The organism is Gemmatimonadota bacterium (assembly GCA_040388625.1).
In the GTDB taxonomy this organism is placed as follows: domain Bacteria; phylum Gemmatimonadota; class Gemmatimonadetes; order Gemmatimonadales; family Gemmatimonadaceae; genus Fen-1247.
This window is the reverse complement of record JAZKBK010000004.1, coordinates 633,970-649,425: the sequence shown is the minus strand read 5'-3', so window position 1 is coordinate 649,425 and position 15,456 is coordinate 633,970. Positions and strand designations below refer to the sequence as shown.

The window sequence follows — 15,456 nt, the reverse complement described above, 5'->3', positions numbered from 1 at the left end:
ACCGAACCGGTGCCCGCGCGTATGCGTGAGCCAAGGTCGTCGCGCACGTTGCATGGTCGAGCAACGGGTGCGAGTGCGATCCGGGATGTGATACACAGCTTCCGGAGTCCGATCGCGCGTGCGTATTCGCGCGTGCGCTTCGCGATCGTCCGGCAGCCGTTTCTCGAAGAGATCGGCCAGTATCTTCCCGATTGTGGCGACGTTCTGGATCTGGGTTGCGGTTTCGGTCTTTTCTCGCTGTTCTACGCGATGACGAAGCCGGACCTGCAAATTGTTGCTGTCGACCTCGATCCAGGACGTGTCGCTGCCGCTACGACAAGCGCGGAGTACCTCGAGCTGACCAACGTTGCGTATGAGGCGAGTGACGTCACTACGTGGACCAGCGAGCGGCAGTTCGACGCCATCTACATGCTTGATCTCCTGCATCATCTGCCGCAATCGCGAGTGCGAGGGTTTCTCGCGACGGTGGCCGGCCTCGTCCGGCCGGGCGGTATTGTGATAATCAAGGATGTTGCCGACCGGCCGCGTTACAAGATGCTCTTCACGCTGCTGCTCGATCGCCTGCTGGTCGGAATGGAACCCATTCATTACTGGCCGCCCGACGAGCTGGTGACGATTCTGAGCGGCCTCGGCTTCGACGTTGCGATGCATCGGATGAACGACGTGCTCCCGTATCCGCACATACTGTATGTCTGTCGACGTCGCGCAAGCTGAGGTCGTAGCGCAGGCACCGGAAGCGGCGCGATCGAATATGATCGCGGCGATTGTGTGGATGCTTGTCGCGATAGCAGGCGAACAGGCGGCAATCGCGCTGTACTCGCCAGGTGCGTGGCAATTCGGGTTTGGTGCGCCGGCCGAGCTGCGGCAGCACCCACTGGCGATTGCAATTCTCCTGTTCGTCGCGCTCGCTGCTACCGTCGGACTCACGAGGTCGTACCGAAGCCTCACTGCGTCACACCGTGCTGCCGGAGTCGCGGTGTCTGTGTGCGTCATCTGGGTGCTCGCGACCACGCTGGTGTCACGCGACCCGGTCGGCTATGGCATCCACCTGATTCTCACTGCCGCGATGCACGCCGCCGGACTGGCGTGCATCGTATTCGCAGCGCGCAGCATTCCGCGGGGCCCGGCGGTGTCGGCGCTGCTCGATGCGGATGGCCGCAAGGCGTGGGTGATCGTTGGTGTTGCAGCGGCGTTCACGACTCTCGCGTGCGGTACGGTTGCATTACTGACGTTCCACCAGATCCCGCACGTGCCTGATGAAGTCGCCTATCTCTTCCAGGCGAAAACGTATGCGCACGGTCGCGTCTATCTCGATACGCCGCCGGCGCCCGAGTTGTTCCGGCAGTTTCTGATAATGGTGCACGACGGCAAGTGGTTCAGCGTATTTCCACCGGGCTGGCCTCTGGTGCTTGCGCTTGGTGTACTCGCGGGCGTCCCATGGATACTCAACCCGTTGCTTTCGGGCGCAGGCGTTCTGCTCGCGTACGCCGTGGTCAGGCGCGTTCACCGCTCGTCCACCGCGCTCCTGGCGGCTTTGCTGCTCGCGACGTCGCCGCTCTACGTGACGGTCGGCTCGACATACATGGCACACCCGCTCAGCATTGTCTGCGCACTTCTGGCACTGCTGAGTGCGCTCGAGCTGCAGAAGGGAGCGCGAATCCGATGGGCATTCATCGGCGGCCTGGCGCTCGGCCTGCTGTTTCTCACCCGCCCCGTCGAGTCCGTCAGCGTGGGCGTCATCGTGCTTGCGATGTGTATGGGTGCATTCGGTGCGCGCGTTCGTGCCGCTGCCGTTGCGGTGGCAGTCGGCGCGAGTTCCGCTGTCGGCTCGCTCTTCTTCGTCAACAATAGGATTCTCACCGGAAATGCATTCCGCGATCCGGTGCAGATGTTCTTTGATCTCACGTTCTATCCGGGATCCAATTCACTGGGTTTCGGACCGGACAAGGGCAACATCGGTTGGGCGAACGACATCCTCCCTGGTCACAGCCCCCTGGAAGCCGCGATTCACCTGAATCTGAATCTGAGTATTATCGATACCGAGCTGTTCGGGTGGCTTGGCGGTGCCGCGCTGTTCATCGTCATGCTCGCGCTGGGGAAGACAGTGCGTGGGATGTGGCTCTGGATCTGCCTCATCGTAGCGGTCCTTGTGCCGCCGACGCTGTACTGGTACAGCGGCGCCGATCTGGGGCCGCGCTACTGGTATCAGACACTGGTGCCCTTTGCGGCGCTGACGGCGTTGGGAGTACGCGCGCTGGCAGACGGCATTGGGATCGATCAGACGCGCGTCGCGTCAGTCGCGCTCCTGCTCGCGTTCGTCGGCTTCTTTCAGATCACGGTGTGGCGAGGGACCGGGAAGTATCGGCGTTACCGCGGCGTGAGCGCCGACGTCGGTAGACTGATTGGCGACAACGCTATGCAGCACGGTCTGATATTTGTGAAAAACGGGAACCCGCCCAACGATTATGCCGACTACGCGAGCGGATTCCTGTGGAGCGGTGTTCCACTCGGAGACGGACCCATTGTCGCACGGTACGGTGATGCGTCGGCGATGGCGGCCATTCATGCGCGCTTTCCGGATCGCAAGCGTTGGATCATCGCCCCGTCAGGCGAGGCCGGGAGATACTCCGTGATTGCAATGCTCGACGGCACCCCTGGCAACGTCCCGGCCACCCATGGCAACCAGCTTGACAACCGATAATCCCGTCGTCGTTGCCCCGGTCGCGGGGCGCGTCGCACGCGCATTCGTCGCGCTCGGTTCCGGCGAGGTTACGGCGCGTCTCATAGCGTTCGCCGGGATGTTGTATGTTGCGCGTACGCTCGGCCCGGAGCGTTACGGTGTGATCGGGTTTGCGCTCGCAGTGCTTCTGTATCTGCAGCGCCTCGCAGATGCCGGCTTCGATCTTGGCGTCGGGGTTCGTGAAGTCGCGGCGCATCGTGATCAGCTCGGGAGCATGGTGCCTGCGTTGCTCACCGTAAGGGCGGCGATCGCAATCCTCATCGCTGGTACAGCCGCAGCCCTGTCCTTGGTCTTCCTGCCCAGTCCTGATGGAAAGGTTCTCGCCCTGTACTGTGCCGCTGTAATCGCTGTTGGGATCAGTACCAGCTGGGTCCACGTCGGGTTGGAGCATGCGCGCCGGGTAGCGGCTGCACGCGTCGTGGGAGAATGTGTCGCTCTTGGCGTACTGCTCTTCGCCGTGCACGGTTCAGCGGATGTGGAACGGGTTCCAATTGCCCAGGTCATCGGAGATGGCCTCACCGCTGTGATCCTGCTGGTGATCCTGGCGCGGAGCGGTATCGTGCTGTTGCCGCGGGTCAATCTGCGAGTAGCCCTTCCGTTGCTGCGGCAGGGATGGCACCTCATGGCAGCATCACTGTTCGGGCTCGCGCTGTACAACTCCGATCTGCTCTTCCTGCGTTTCTTCCGCGGCTCCGAGAGCGTGGGATACTACGCCGCTGCCTATACTGTGGTTGCCTTCTGCTTGAATGTCGGTATCGCGTACGGGCTCAGTCTGCTTCCGGTGCTGAGTGCATGTCGTGCGGATACTGGCGAGCATCGCAAACTCTTCGAGACGGCACTTGCCCACGTGTTCGTGTTTCTCATCCCTGTAGTCGTTGGCGGAGCCGTGGTCGCCCCGGGTATCGTCGCACTGGTGCTCGGTCCTACGTATGTCCCGGCTGCAGCTGCGCTGCGCTTGCTGATCTGGTCGCTGGTTCCCGGGGTCCTGTGCAATGTTGCTGTCGTGGGATTGCTGTCGGTCGGTCGTGAAGCTGACGTCTTGCGCGCATTCGCGCTCACTCTCGTGGTTGTCACCATACTCGATATAGTGCTCATCTCGCGCTTCGGAATCCCCGGTGCAGCCGTGGCGACGATTCTGGGTGAGAGCGTGCGGCTGGCGCTTACGATGTACGCGGCAAAGCGCGCGCGCATTGGAGGAATCGTACTGGCTCGCTTGTGGCGCCCAGTCATCGCCGTATCGGCGATGACCGCCGTGCTGCTGGTGCTCGAACCGCAGACTCTGGTTACGGCGCTGGTGTGGGGAGCCGCATCCTATGCGGTGGCTCTCGTCCTGACAGGTGCGGTGAGAGTCCGCGCTGGGCAGATACCCGTGCTTGCCGTCTAGTGAAACGCATGCGACGATACCGGTCGGCCGCTCGGGTGCCGCTGATGGGGACTCGATGATGCGCGCTTCGTCCGATCGCACGGGATGGTTGCGCGTGTGGCCGCGCCAGATAGCGGTTGCGCTCTTCATCATTGGTGTGCTGCTGCCCGTGCACTCGTTCGCTGGTGCGCTGGCCGGTCCTGCAGCATCCGGCGAGCACGTGGCGCAACTTGTCGTGGGCATGGTGCTCCTCAAGGTCGCGCTGGTCGTTCACGCCGTGCTGTTGGCGCTCATTCCGTCCATGCGGCTCGTGCCGTCAGAGGGGCGGGGTCTGGCACCGGATGCGACGGTTCCGCCGTCCAAGCCATGGAGTCGCGCCGAGGCCTGCGCAGCCATTTGCATTCTCGCTGTGGGCGTCGCTCTCCGGATCCCGTCGCTCGGCCGCGGTCTCTGGTTCGACGAGATCCAGACATACGTCGACTACGTGAGGCTCCCCCTCATTCACATCGTTTCGACGTTCGACAGCCAGAATCAACATATGCTCTATTCGATTCTGGCGCGGATCTCAGTCGTTCTATTCGGTGGCAGCGCGTGGGCGCTCCGCCTTCCCGCGGTCTGTCTGGGCGTCGCGAGCCTCGGCGCGCTGATCTGGTTCGGCGAGCGGGTGACGTCGCGGCGCGAGGCGTTGCTCGCCGCGACCATTCTCGCCGTCTCCTACCATCACGTCTGGTTTTCTCAGAACGCTCGTGGCTATACGGGGTTGCTGTTCTTCACTCTCGTCGGAAGTGGTTGCTTCCTGTTGCTCCTGAGCGACCCGTTGCGTCACACCTGGCGCAATGTTGCCGGATACGCTGTAAGCATGGCGTTGGCCAACATGATCCATGTGACGGCGGTATTCGTCACAGCCACTCACGCGCTCGTGTGGCTGTGCCTCGTGATCGTTCTACGCGATGACCTTCGCAATCGTGCCTGGCGTGCGCCACTCGCTGGTCTGGTGCTCGCCGGAACGCTTTCTGTGCTTTTGTATGCGCTGGTCCTGCCGCAATTCATCGCGACGCTGACGATTCCTCCGGATGCAGGCTCCGCCACCGTTTGGAAGGATCCTGTCTGGATGTTCACCGAAGGGCTGCGAGTTCTGAGCAGTGGAATTCCGGGTGGGCTGGCTGCGGTGGCGGTTGTATTCGTAATCATCGGTGCGGGCGTGGCGAGCTACTGGCGGCGGAGCGTGGTGATTACCACGGTGATGTTGCTCCCGGCGGTCGTGACAGGCGCCGCAGTAATGGTACTTTCGCACAATCTCTGGCCGCGGTTCTTCTTTTTCAGTGCCGGCTTTGCCGTCCTGATCGCTGTACGCGGAGGATTTGCCGTGGTCCAAGCTATAGTGCCAGGCAGAGCTTCCGTCCCGGTGTCTGTTGGTGGAGCACTGCTTGTTGCCGCTGCCAGCCTCATGACGGTTCCGCGTGCATGGCTGCCGAAGCAGGATTTTGGGGCGGCGAGGAGCTTTGTCGACTCTCACCGCGGGCCGGCCGATGTCGTCGCAGTGACCGACATGAGCAGCTACGTTTACGGCCGGTATTATCACCTTCCGTGGACGACAGTAACGTCGGCGTCGGACCTGGCGCAAGTCGAGCCTCGAGGTACACGGACCTGGATGGTCCTGACGTTTCCCGTGCGCATCGAAACTGGTGAACCGTCCCTGTGGACGCGTCTATCCGATTCGTATCGTACAGTAGCACGCTTTCCGGGCACGGTCGGAGGCGGAGACCTTTACGTGATGGTGAGCCGATGAGTGCATCTCCGAACCCCCTGCAGGGTCTGCAAGAGCCACGGTTCGTAGCTCGTTTCCACGCCGCCGGATTGATCGAGCGGGAGCTGGAGCCGGACGAGCGTTCTCTCTCCCACGCAGTTTCGATCGTCATTCCAGCATTCAACGAGGGCGCGCACGTTGCGGCGCAGATCGAAGACGTGGCCCGCGTGATGGACGCGTCCGGGTGGGACTATGAGATCATCGTGGTGGATGACGGTTCCAGCGACGACACAGCTCAGCGCGCCGCGGCTGCCGGAGCGCATGTACTGTCGCATCCGCGCAATCGCGGTTATGGCGCCTCGCTCAAGCACGGGATAAGGCGCGCGTATTTCGACTGGGTGCTGATCACCGACGCGGACGGCACGTATCCTGTCGCGGCGATTCCCGAACTGCTGGCTCGTGCGGATGCCAACGACATGGTGGTCGGTGCACGGACCGGCGAGACCGTCCAGGTGCCGTTGGTTCGCCGGCCTGCCAAGGCGTTCCTCCGTTGGCTCGCGAGCTACCTGAGCGGTCAGCACATTCCCGATATCAATTCCGGCTTGAGGCTCATGCGCAAGAGCCTCGTCGAGCGCTACGAGTATCTGCTGCCGCCGGGATTCTCATTCACAACGACGATCACGCTGGCCTCCATCTGCAACGATCATACGGTGGAATACATATCCATCGACTATTACAAGCGACTGGGCAACTCGACGATCCGTGCGCGTCACGCGTACGACTTCACGCTTCTCATCCTCAGGACGATCGTCTTCTTCAATCCCCTGAAGGTGTTCATTCCGCTGGGAGCCGTGCTGGCGGTGATAGGGATCGCGAAGTTGATCTACGACATATTTCGCGACAACATGTCGGAGACGACCGTGCTCGGGCTTCTCGCCGCGCTGATCATCTGGTCCGTGGGCATGCTGGCGGATCAGACCGCGCGACTGGCGAACCGCAAATGAAACGTTGGCTCAAACCGGCAGTGAGCATCGGACTGCTCGCCGCGATATTCTACTTCCTGCCGTGGCACGAGGTCCAAGCCGCGATCTCGCGTCTCACGTTCAGCACGTGGGCACTCGTGCTGGTCGGCTTTCTCGCCGGCCACCGGCTTGGTGTCGCGAAATGGCGCATGCTGGTGAACGCAGGACGCGCGCGCATGAAGTCGCGCGACGCGATTCGTTGCTACGCCGCCGGCCTGTTTGCGAATCTCTGCCTACCAACGGTCGTTGGCGGCGATGTAGTTCGGGCCGCGCTCGCCGCCCGCGCGACCGGCCGGATTGAAGCCGCTTTCTTCGGCAGTGCTGCCGACAGGGCGATCGACATAGCCGCAACAGGATTGTTGATCGCCGTCGGCGGAGTACTGTCACGGGATTCATTCCCGGGATGGGCGGGCGAGCTGCTAGCGGTCGGCCTGCTGGTCGTTGCGATGGCGTTGCTCGCATGCGTGCCGCTTCTGCTTCGCCGCCGTCTCAGCCGATGGCCAAAGAAGATTCGCAGACCGGTGGGACGCAGCCTGGTGGTATTGCGGCGCATGAGCCGCTCGCCCGGAACCGCAGTCATGGCAGCGATGATATCGCTCACGATGCAGAGCGGCTTCGTGCTGCTCAACGCATGGATCGGTCGCTCAGTCGGAATAACGGTTTCCATCACCGTATGGTTCTTCGTCTGGCCGCTGGCAAAGATCGCGGGTCTGCTCCCGATCAGTCTTGGCGGGCTGGCTGTGCGCGACGCAACCCTCGCCGCGCTGCTGGCGCCGGCTGGCGTGCCGGTGACGCTCGGGATCGTCGCTGCGCTCATCTGGCAATCCGTGATGATATCTGGCGGATTGGTCGGCGGAGCAGTGTGGTGGGCCCTGAGCGGCGGCCGAACCGGATGGCGGGACGTGACCGGCACACGCAGGACGGGAGAACTGGAGCCCAACGCCAACCATGCGTGATTCATGACACAACCAGCTGAGTCGGTTGCCGCAACTGATGCCGCGGATGAACTTCCGCACGTCGTCGTGCTGGGCGGCGGTCCGGCTGGAGTGGGCGCGGCGTTCCAGTTACGCCGACTCGACCGCGCGCGCGTCACACTCATCGAAGCAAATTCCGCCGTCGGCGGCAACTCGGGCAGTTTCGACCACGCAGGCCAGCGACTCGACTACGGAAGCCATCGGCTGCATCCCGCGTGCGACCCCGCGATTCTGGAAGACATCAAGACGGTGCTCGATGGTGATCTGCTCGATCGGCCGCGACATGGACGTATCCGGTTGCGCGGCCGGTGGATTCATTTCCCGCTAAAGCCGCTCGATCTGCTGCTGCGCCTGGATCCGGGTTTCGCATTCGGAACCTTGCGCGACATGACGCGTCGCGGGCGTCGCAAATCAGACGATGTACAGAGCCAGGAAAGTTTCGCGTCTGTACTTCAGGCCAGCCTTGGTGAGACGATATGCCGCGACTTCTACTTCCCGTATGCGCGGAAGATCTGGGGTGCGGAGCCCGAAGAGTTATCGGCAATCCAGGCGCGCCGCCGCGTTTCTGCGGGTTCGTTCAAGAAACTGCTGCGCAAGCTGTTGTCGGCGGTACCGGGATTCAAGCCGCCCGGCTCGGGTCGATTCTTCTACCCGAGGCGCGGCTTCGGGCAGATCAGCGAGGCGTTTGCGGCCGCTGCGAGCAAGGCGGGCGCGAAAATCATGCTCGAATGGCGCGTCGTCGGCGTCGAGCGGGAGGGAGACGGATGGTCGGTGCATGTCGAGCGCGGATCCGAAACACACGCGATACACGCCGACTACCTCTGGTCCACACTTCCAATCACGATGCTCGCCAGAATGACTACTCCGGAGCCGGACGCTGCGTCGCTCACGGCGTCCGGTGACATTCAGTACAGGGCGATGTTGCTCGTGTATCTAACCCTCCCGGTGCCGCAGTTCACCGAATTCGACGCGCATTACTTTCCCGAGGGATCGGTGACGATCACGCGATTGTCGGAGCCAAAAAACTATTCGGCGCTCGATGAACCCCGTAACTCCACGACGCTGTGCGCCGAGCTGCCATGTGCGTTGGGCGACGCACACTGGGAAATGAGCGACAGCGCTCTCGGCGAGATCGTTGCAGCGGATCTTCTGCGTTCTGGTCTTCCACTGCCGGCAGCGCCAACTTCTGTATATGTGAAGCGCCTGCGCTTCGCGTACCCGATCTATCGCCAGGGCTACGAGCGCGCGTTTTCCGCGCTGGATGGATGGGCTTCAGAACAGCCGAACATGCTGACGTTCGGTCGCCAGGGCCTTTTTGCGCATGACAACACCCATCACGCGCTCCGTATGGCCTACGCGGCTGCCGATTGCCTCGGCCCGGATGGCTTCGACCTCGGGCGCTGGGCCGAGTATCGTCATGAATTCGAGAGCCACGTGGTGGAAGATTGATGCGGAAATTGCCTCGCTTCAGCACGGCTGCTCGACTGGCTCTGACTGTGTTTCTCGTGTACGTCACGCACTTCGCGTCCAATGTCGTGCGGGAGACCTACCTGGCAATCACTCTGGGCGAACATCTGTCGGTGCGTGTGGATGAATACATGGGCCTGCACCCGGATCTCTTTCAGATTCCGGGGAGAGGAGCATACATCAACAACAATCCTGGCGCCTCGATGCTCGGCGCGATCCCCTATGCCATTGCGCGGCCCGCGCTGGCCGTGCTCTTCCGTGCCCGCCCCGATCTGATAAGTCCCAAGCCTGCTGCCGCATACAACGATCCGCGGCCGAACCGTACGAAATTTCTCAATGCCTCACGCGAGCGTGGCCTCGACGTCAAGCTCGGTCTCGCCGCCGCGATCACGCAAGCGGGTCTGATGGCGCCGCTCGGTGCACTCGCCGCAGTAGTCCTGTTCTGGTTTCTTCGAGCGCGACTCGGAGACGAACGTCGGGCATTATGGTTTTCGCTTCTCTACGCATTCGGTACGCCGATCTTCTTTCGGTCCGCATTCCTGAACCAGAATGCGATCGTAACTCACTGTACGCTGATTGCGTTCGTGCTGCTTGCGGGCGCGCGCGCCGATTCGGGCGAAGACGCTGGGGCAGCGTGGCCGCCGAGTAATCGGGCGCTCGCAGGCGCCGGTGCGATGCTGGGTCTTGCGGTCCTGTGCGATTATAGTGGCGCGGCGCTCATTGTCGCGTTTGGATTCTGGACACTCGCACGAGGATGGCAGCGCGGAGGCGCCGTTGCCGGTGTCAGAGATACCGCATGGCTCGCCGCCGGCGCGCTGGGTCCTGTGCTGCTCCTGCTATGGTACCAGTGGGCTGCGTTCGGGAATCCGTTCTTCCCCGCGCAGCGTTACATGGCCGCCACGCAGTACAGCGGGCGCGGCTGGAATGGAATCTCTCTGCCGGCCGCTTCGCTGCTCTGGGGAAATCTGTTCGATCTCCGGTATGGCTTGTTCGCATTCTGTCCGATGCTCATCGCTGCATTCGCCTCGCCTTTCGTCCAGCGTCGCACGCGCATCGTGAGCAGCGCCGAGCTGACACTCGTTTTTGTCGCATGCGCGGCGCTCTGGCTGTTCAGTAGCGCGAATCAGTATGCATTCCTGCAGTGGAACACGGGAGTTCGATACATGGTGCCCGCGGCGCCGTTGCTGTTCGTGGCGCTGGTACCTGTGCTGCTTCGATGCGGGCCGCTGCTGCGCTATCTGCTCGTCGTGCCGACGCTCCTCATCTCGTGGAGCGTGGCGATGGCGCGCGAGGACGTGCCGACTTCATTGATGCACATCCTGCTCGGAGGCTTCGAGCTTCCATTCCTTACGGTCTTGAGCAAGACTGCGTCAGCCGGTTATGCTCCGTTTCTTGCGACTACCGGTGTTTCGCCTCTCCCGATCTTCGTTCTGCTCGGCGTCACAATCTGGTTGATCTGGCGACGCCATCCGGTCGAGCACGGTGCGTTGCGTCACGCGACAGCTACGACTGACGATAGACCGTAATCACGCCGGCCGCCGGCATGGTGACGTCCACACCATTGCCGGTTGTCACTGTGACGCTTTGCAACTGACTGCCTGAAGCTGTCGCCGTGGTGTATGAGACGCCGTAAGTTCCCGCGGGCAGGCCGTTGATGCGGAACGTCACAGCTCCAGTCGTCTTGGTGACGACGACAAATCCGCCGTTCGTATTGACGAATGCCACAGGTGCAGCAGCATCGGTCCCGCCGCTCGTTCCCACGCGCACCGCACCAGCCCTGACATACCGGAAATATTCCATGAGGTACGATGTGCGCGATCCCATCGTTACCGTCGGTGAGTTTCCGCCTCCTTCGACGAAGTACGCGCCACCGCCGTCGGAGCCGGGATAACCCAGCGTGTATTGCTGCCATGCACTGTTCTGGCCCGCGGTCAGATCGGTATATAGATCCTGGTAATCGCTTCCGATGTGCTCCAGCATGGATGTCTGCAGTCCATACTTGTTGGCGCGAGTCACGATTGCGGCGAGGGCGTCATCGGAAACGCCGGCGTATCGATGATACGACAGCTCCTTCACGTACTGCTGCGCACCCGGCACCGCCATCATGGAATCGATGTACGATGATGCGCTGGTCATGCTCATCGTCGACGGGGCGACGAAGTGCGGTGTGAAGCCGGCCGCCTTCAGTCTGTCACCCGCTGCCACAATCGCGCGGCCAATCATGCCGCCGTCCCACAAACCGCCGGTGTTGTCCGGCTCGAGTATGACTTCCCACGAGTCCGGCGTGATATTGAAGGTGGACTGGAGGTGTTGGTAAGCGGCAAGAACGAACTCGGCGTATTCCGGCGGGTTGTTCAGGTGGGCGTATGGCGTATTGCTGCACTGTCGCGCGAACGCGACGTACTCGACGTTCAGATACAGATGCTCGCCGCGTGCCTCCACGAGCGCCTTCATCGGGAGCACGAGACGGTTCATCGTTGCGTCGAGCTCCGAGAAGTGAAAGCCGGCCGGGTTAATTACCATCGGATCGGCATTGTCGTTTATCGTCGCGTAACGCTGACAGCGCCAATCCGCGGCGGAAAGCGTCCCCGCCTGCTCCTCGGCCCACGTATCTACAGGGTTCTCCGCGCCGCTCCTTACCTCCACGCGCAGCCGGTTGATTCCGAGCGTGTTGACGGCGAGATCGAGCAGCTGCGCGCGGTACGCGGGATACGATGCGACGTCATTCTGCCCACCTTCTGCAGTCGCTTCCCAGCCAGTCATCGCCTGGTACTTGACCGACGGGTTCACAGTGATGACCGTCGATGGTGCGGGGCCGGACGTGGTCGAAGGCTGCTGAGTATTGCCGAGCTGTCCGGGCGCATCCGACGATGCACCGCCGCAGGCAATCATCGCGATAGTCATGAGCGCCGCAATCAGCGGGCGCACCCGGCGCGGCGTCAGTTCAGTGACAGGAAGCATGATTACGTACTCTCCGTTGCTTTTGTCGCAGGACTTTGACTGAGAGAAGCACCGGCCTTCCCTGTAACGTATCCCATAAGCTCGCCAGCTGCCCACGCAGACGCAACGGCGATGAGCGGCACCGAGGCCCGCGCGAGCGCCCCCAGATATCTTCGCCTGCGGACGACGTTGCCCGTAACACGAGCAACGAGGAGCGGCGGTAGCAGGAGAGCGGCGCCCGACATCGCCAACCGCTTCGCCGGTGAGGCGCCCACGACGCGCGTGCTGCCGAACAGCCGGCCGAACGAGTACCTGTCGTGAAGCGTCTGCGACCATGTCATCGATCGCTGTTCGTGGACCACGATGCGCGGCGAGAACCACAGCGGCTTGCCGTGCCTTGCGAGCTCCGCATGCACGATATTCTCGTGGAACTCATTGCTCCACACCGGAGCTATCTCCATGAGCGCCTGGCGCTTGTACGAAACGTTGCAGTCGGAGGCCGCGCCGGATCGGCCTTCGGCCATTGGGAGTGCGTATCGGCTGTAATCTGCCAGATACAGTGCCCAGTTGAGTGCTGTGTCGTCGCCGGAATCCGGTGGAAAGCCCTTTTCCATTGCGCCGCCGACGGCAGCGGCATCGCCCTGGTGTGCCGCGATCACCTGTGCTGTCCAGTCCGGCGCCGGCACGCAGTGATCCTCCACGAGCGCAACGATTTCACCTCGGGCGCGCGCGACGCCTACCGCACGAAGGCTGGCGGGCGAGCGTGGGTCATCGAAGCGTACGAAATCGACCGTCGGATAGCTCGAGCGAAACCGCGCAATGTCGCCAATCAGGGAATCACAGACGACGATCACTTCAGACCGGTCGGTCGTCTGCAGGGTAAGCGCATCGAGCAGTCGCTGCAGGTACTGCTCGCCAACGAACGCTACCACGACGACCGACAGCTCTGGGGGTGTTTGCGTCATCTGGGGCCGGGATCGCGATGGTTCACAAATCTGCGTAAATCAATTCCGCGGCGCCCCAGCGCGTCGACAATGTCGTGTATCGGCGCACCGTTACTGGCTTTAGCGTAGTCGAACAGGATGTCACGCCGAACCAGAAACAGCGGACTCCCAGGATCTATCGGTAATCTCTGTGAACGGTCCTTTGCGAGCACGGAATCACTCCTGACAAGCATGGTGTAGTGGCCCTGCTGACCGATGGGGTGGAACCCCGCCGGTAACGACATCTCGACAGGCTGCACGACGTAGTTCGTGTGCTCCGAAGGGACTCCCATATCGTGGTGCAGATAATAGTTCCAGACCAGTGGTGAGTTACCCAGCGTTTGGGGCACATGCCGGTCCCACGACATCGGAAACAGCAGCACCAGCGTATCTGCCGCTCTGAATTCCTCAGGTGAAGAGACGTCGTACCCCGGAACGCGAATCTGGATCTCGGAGGCGACCCGCCGAGCCCATGTCATGGGTGCCCCTCGCCTCGGCAACGCCAGTATCAGCGCGCCCACGAGGCCAGCGAGCGCAGCGATGCGCCATTCGATGCGCTGCTTGCGCTCGTCCGGAGCAACTCGCCAGTACAGTGCGATCGGTAACAGCATCACTGGTACGTAGTAGTGCAGTTTTGAATACGCCTGCACGTACGTAAAAACAAAATAACCGACGATCAGCAACGCGATCACACGACCGAGCGAATCCTGGCGTTTCCAGAGAAATATCGCCGCGACCGGCGCGATCCCGCAGGGAATGAGTACATACAAGAGTCGTCGCCAGTCGCTGAACTGCACCATCAGCACGCGGTTCAACAGCATGTCGCTGCCGTACTCCCCGCCCGGAGCCAGCGACCCGACGCGCCGGAGAAGATACGGCAGCAACGTCCCCAGCACGATACATGCAATTATCAGAGTGCCGAGTGTAATGACAATCCGGCGCGGCACCGGTCGATACACGAGCAGTACCGCCATCCAGAGCATTCCGAGTAGCAGCAGTCCGTTCGGCAGCGCGAAGTAGGACAGTAGCCCGAACAGCATCATCCAGCCGACCTCATCCGACGCCACTGCAATTATCGTTGCCGCGAAGAGTGCGACGAGCATCGTATCCTGCGCACCTGGCATGGCGATATCGGCGGAGTATGCACTGTATGTCGCGCTGTAGGCCACGACTATCGTATAGACAAGCAACGCCGTCCAGATCAGCAATCGCTCACCCGCACCGAGCGTACGACGTGCCGTATCGGCGCCTCTATCGCGAACCTCCGCGAGGGCGACTATCGCGGCGTGAGTGGCGAGCAGTGCGAGCAGCAGAGGCGCACGTGCCGAAAATTCCAGTGCGCCGAACGCGCGCACGAACCACGACGCCGGATACGCGAAAAGCATCGACGTAATTCCCGGGAAGTTGCCGACAGTTCCCGCGCCAGCGGGCCAGAATGGCATCGCCTGGTGAAATAGGAGCCGAGCCACTTCGAGTGCGTCAGCACCGTCGCCGTTGAAGTTCTCCCACATGAACTTGGGAAGCATGACTACGAGAATGACGGACAGCGCCGCTGCAGCTTCCAGCGCATTTCGCGCAGCGAATCGTGGTATGGCCGGCCGGTCAGTGCGCATCGCGCGGAACCAGGCGATAGCAGCCGCTGCTGCATTGCAGCCGAACACGACGAGGAGAAAACTTGCTCCGGTCAGCGGTGTTCCTGCGATCCGCTGGACGGTAGCAGTAGCTGCGCTCAACACGACAATACCGAGTGCCACGCCGCACAACAGCCACCAGCTCCACGATCTCGTCGCGCCAAGCGCAGAGGCCAGAAACAAACCCGGCGCTATGAAGACGAGCATCGAGCTGATCACGACCGCCGGCACGCAGACATACAACAGCCATGCGTGTGACGGCAGCCAGAATGGACTTGATCCGTCGGCCAGGTTGTACGTGGATGCCGCCGATTGTATCGCAGATCGCCCGACCGTCACGATAACGCTGGCGACGGCCACGGTGACCAGCATCCAGATCAGTTCGCGTCGGACGTTCCCCAGCGTAGCCGCTGGCGCACCGACCCCGGAGCGCGACGTCCGCTGCGAAGCCAGGGTGTGCTGCTGCACATCAGGACCGCGCGTCTCAGGCATTGGCGAGAGTATACGGCTGCACAAACCGCACCGGCAAGTGGAAAGTCCTGCCGCCCCCTGTCCTGCGGCGGAAATCGGGAGTCCGATCACCCGCGGA

Annotated in this window: 11 protein-coding genes; 8 read left to right on the top strand and 3 right to left on the bottom strand. The window is 62.1% G+C overall.

Annotated elements, in window-relative coordinates:
• Positions 1 to 21 precede the first annotated feature (21 nt).
• The 8 genes from V4529_11520 to V4529_11485 are packed head-to-tail and all read left to right on the top strand — an operon-like array spanning position 22 to position 10,839.
• Entirely contained in the window at positions 22 to 714 is a 693-nt protein-coding gene (locus V4529_11520; GenBank protein MES2358953.1) for a class I SAM-dependent methyltransferase, read from the top strand.
• Positions 689 to 2,701 (top strand): glycosyltransferase family 39 protein, encoded by a 2,013-nt coding sequence (locus V4529_11515; protein ID MES2358952.1) that lies wholly within the window; start codon positions 689 to 691, stop codon positions 2,699 to 2,701. Before V4529_11520 ends, V4529_11515 begins: the two co-directional genes overlap by 26 nt.
• Entirely contained in the window at positions 2,688 to 4,124 is a 1,437-nt protein-coding gene (locus tag V4529_11510; protein MES2358951.1) for a flippase, read from the top strand. Before V4529_11515 ends, V4529_11510 begins: the two co-directional genes overlap by 14 nt.
• Before the next feature lie 58 nt (positions 4,125 to 4,182).
• A complete protein-coding gene (locus V4529_11505) occupies positions 4,183 to 5,892 on the top strand; it encodes a glycosyltransferase family 39 protein (protein MES2358950.1) in 1,710 nt (569 codons plus the stop codon).
• Entirely contained in the window at positions 5,889 to 6,854 is a 966-nt protein-coding gene (locus V4529_11500) for a glycosyltransferase family 2 protein (GenBank protein ID MES2358949.1), read from the top strand. The genes V4529_11505 and V4529_11500 overlap by 4 nt, the downstream gene beginning before the upstream one ends.
• A complete protein-coding gene (locus V4529_11495) occupies positions 6,851 to 7,828 on the top strand; it encodes a lysylphosphatidylglycerol synthase transmembrane domain-containing protein (protein MES2358948.1) in 978 nt (325 codons plus the stop codon). Before V4529_11500 ends, V4529_11495 begins: the two co-directional genes overlap by 4 nt.
• Before the next feature lie 3 nt (positions 7,829 to 7,831).
• On the top strand, positions 7,832 to 9,295 hold the full coding sequence (locus tag V4529_11490) for an FAD-dependent oxidoreductase (protein ID MES2358947.1): 1,464 nt from the start codon (positions 7,832 to 7,834) through the stop codon (positions 9,293 to 9,295).
• Positions 9,295 to 10,839, top strand: a complete 1,545-nt coding sequence (locus tag V4529_11485) for a phospholipid carrier-dependent glycosyltransferase (protein ID MES2358946.1) — start codon at positions 9,295 to 9,297, stop codon at positions 10,837 to 10,839. The genes V4529_11490 and V4529_11485 overlap by 1 nt, the downstream gene beginning before the upstream one ends.
• Here the strand turns inward: V4529_11485 and V4529_11480 are convergent.
• The 3 genes from V4529_11480 to V4529_11470 are packed head-to-tail and all read right to left on the bottom strand — an operon-like array spanning position 10,817 to position 15,359.
• The gene (locus tag V4529_11480) at positions 10,817 to 12,274 is read right to left on the bottom strand and encodes a carboxypeptidase-like regulatory domain-containing protein (GenBank protein MES2358945.1); all 1,458 of its coding nucleotides are present in this window, start codon (positions 12,272 to 12,274) and stop codon (positions 10,817 to 10,819) included. The genes V4529_11485 and V4529_11480 overlap by 23 nt on opposite strands.
• A 2-nt stretch (positions 12,275 to 12,276) precedes the next feature.
• Positions 12,277 to 13,218, bottom strand: coding sequence for a glycosyltransferase family A protein (locus tag V4529_11475; GenBank protein MES2358944.1), 942 nt, complete (start codon positions 13,216 to 13,218; stop codon positions 12,277 to 12,279).
• Positions 13,215 to 15,359 carry a hypothetical protein gene (locus tag V4529_11470; protein MES2358943.1) on the bottom strand — a complete coding sequence of 715 codons (2,145 nt, stop codon included), beginning with the start codon at positions 15,357 to 15,359 and terminating at the stop codon, positions 13,215 to 13,217. Before V4529_11470 ends, V4529_11475 begins: the two co-directional genes overlap by 4 nt.
• Between the last annotated feature and the right edge of the window lie 97 nt (positions 15,360 to 15,456).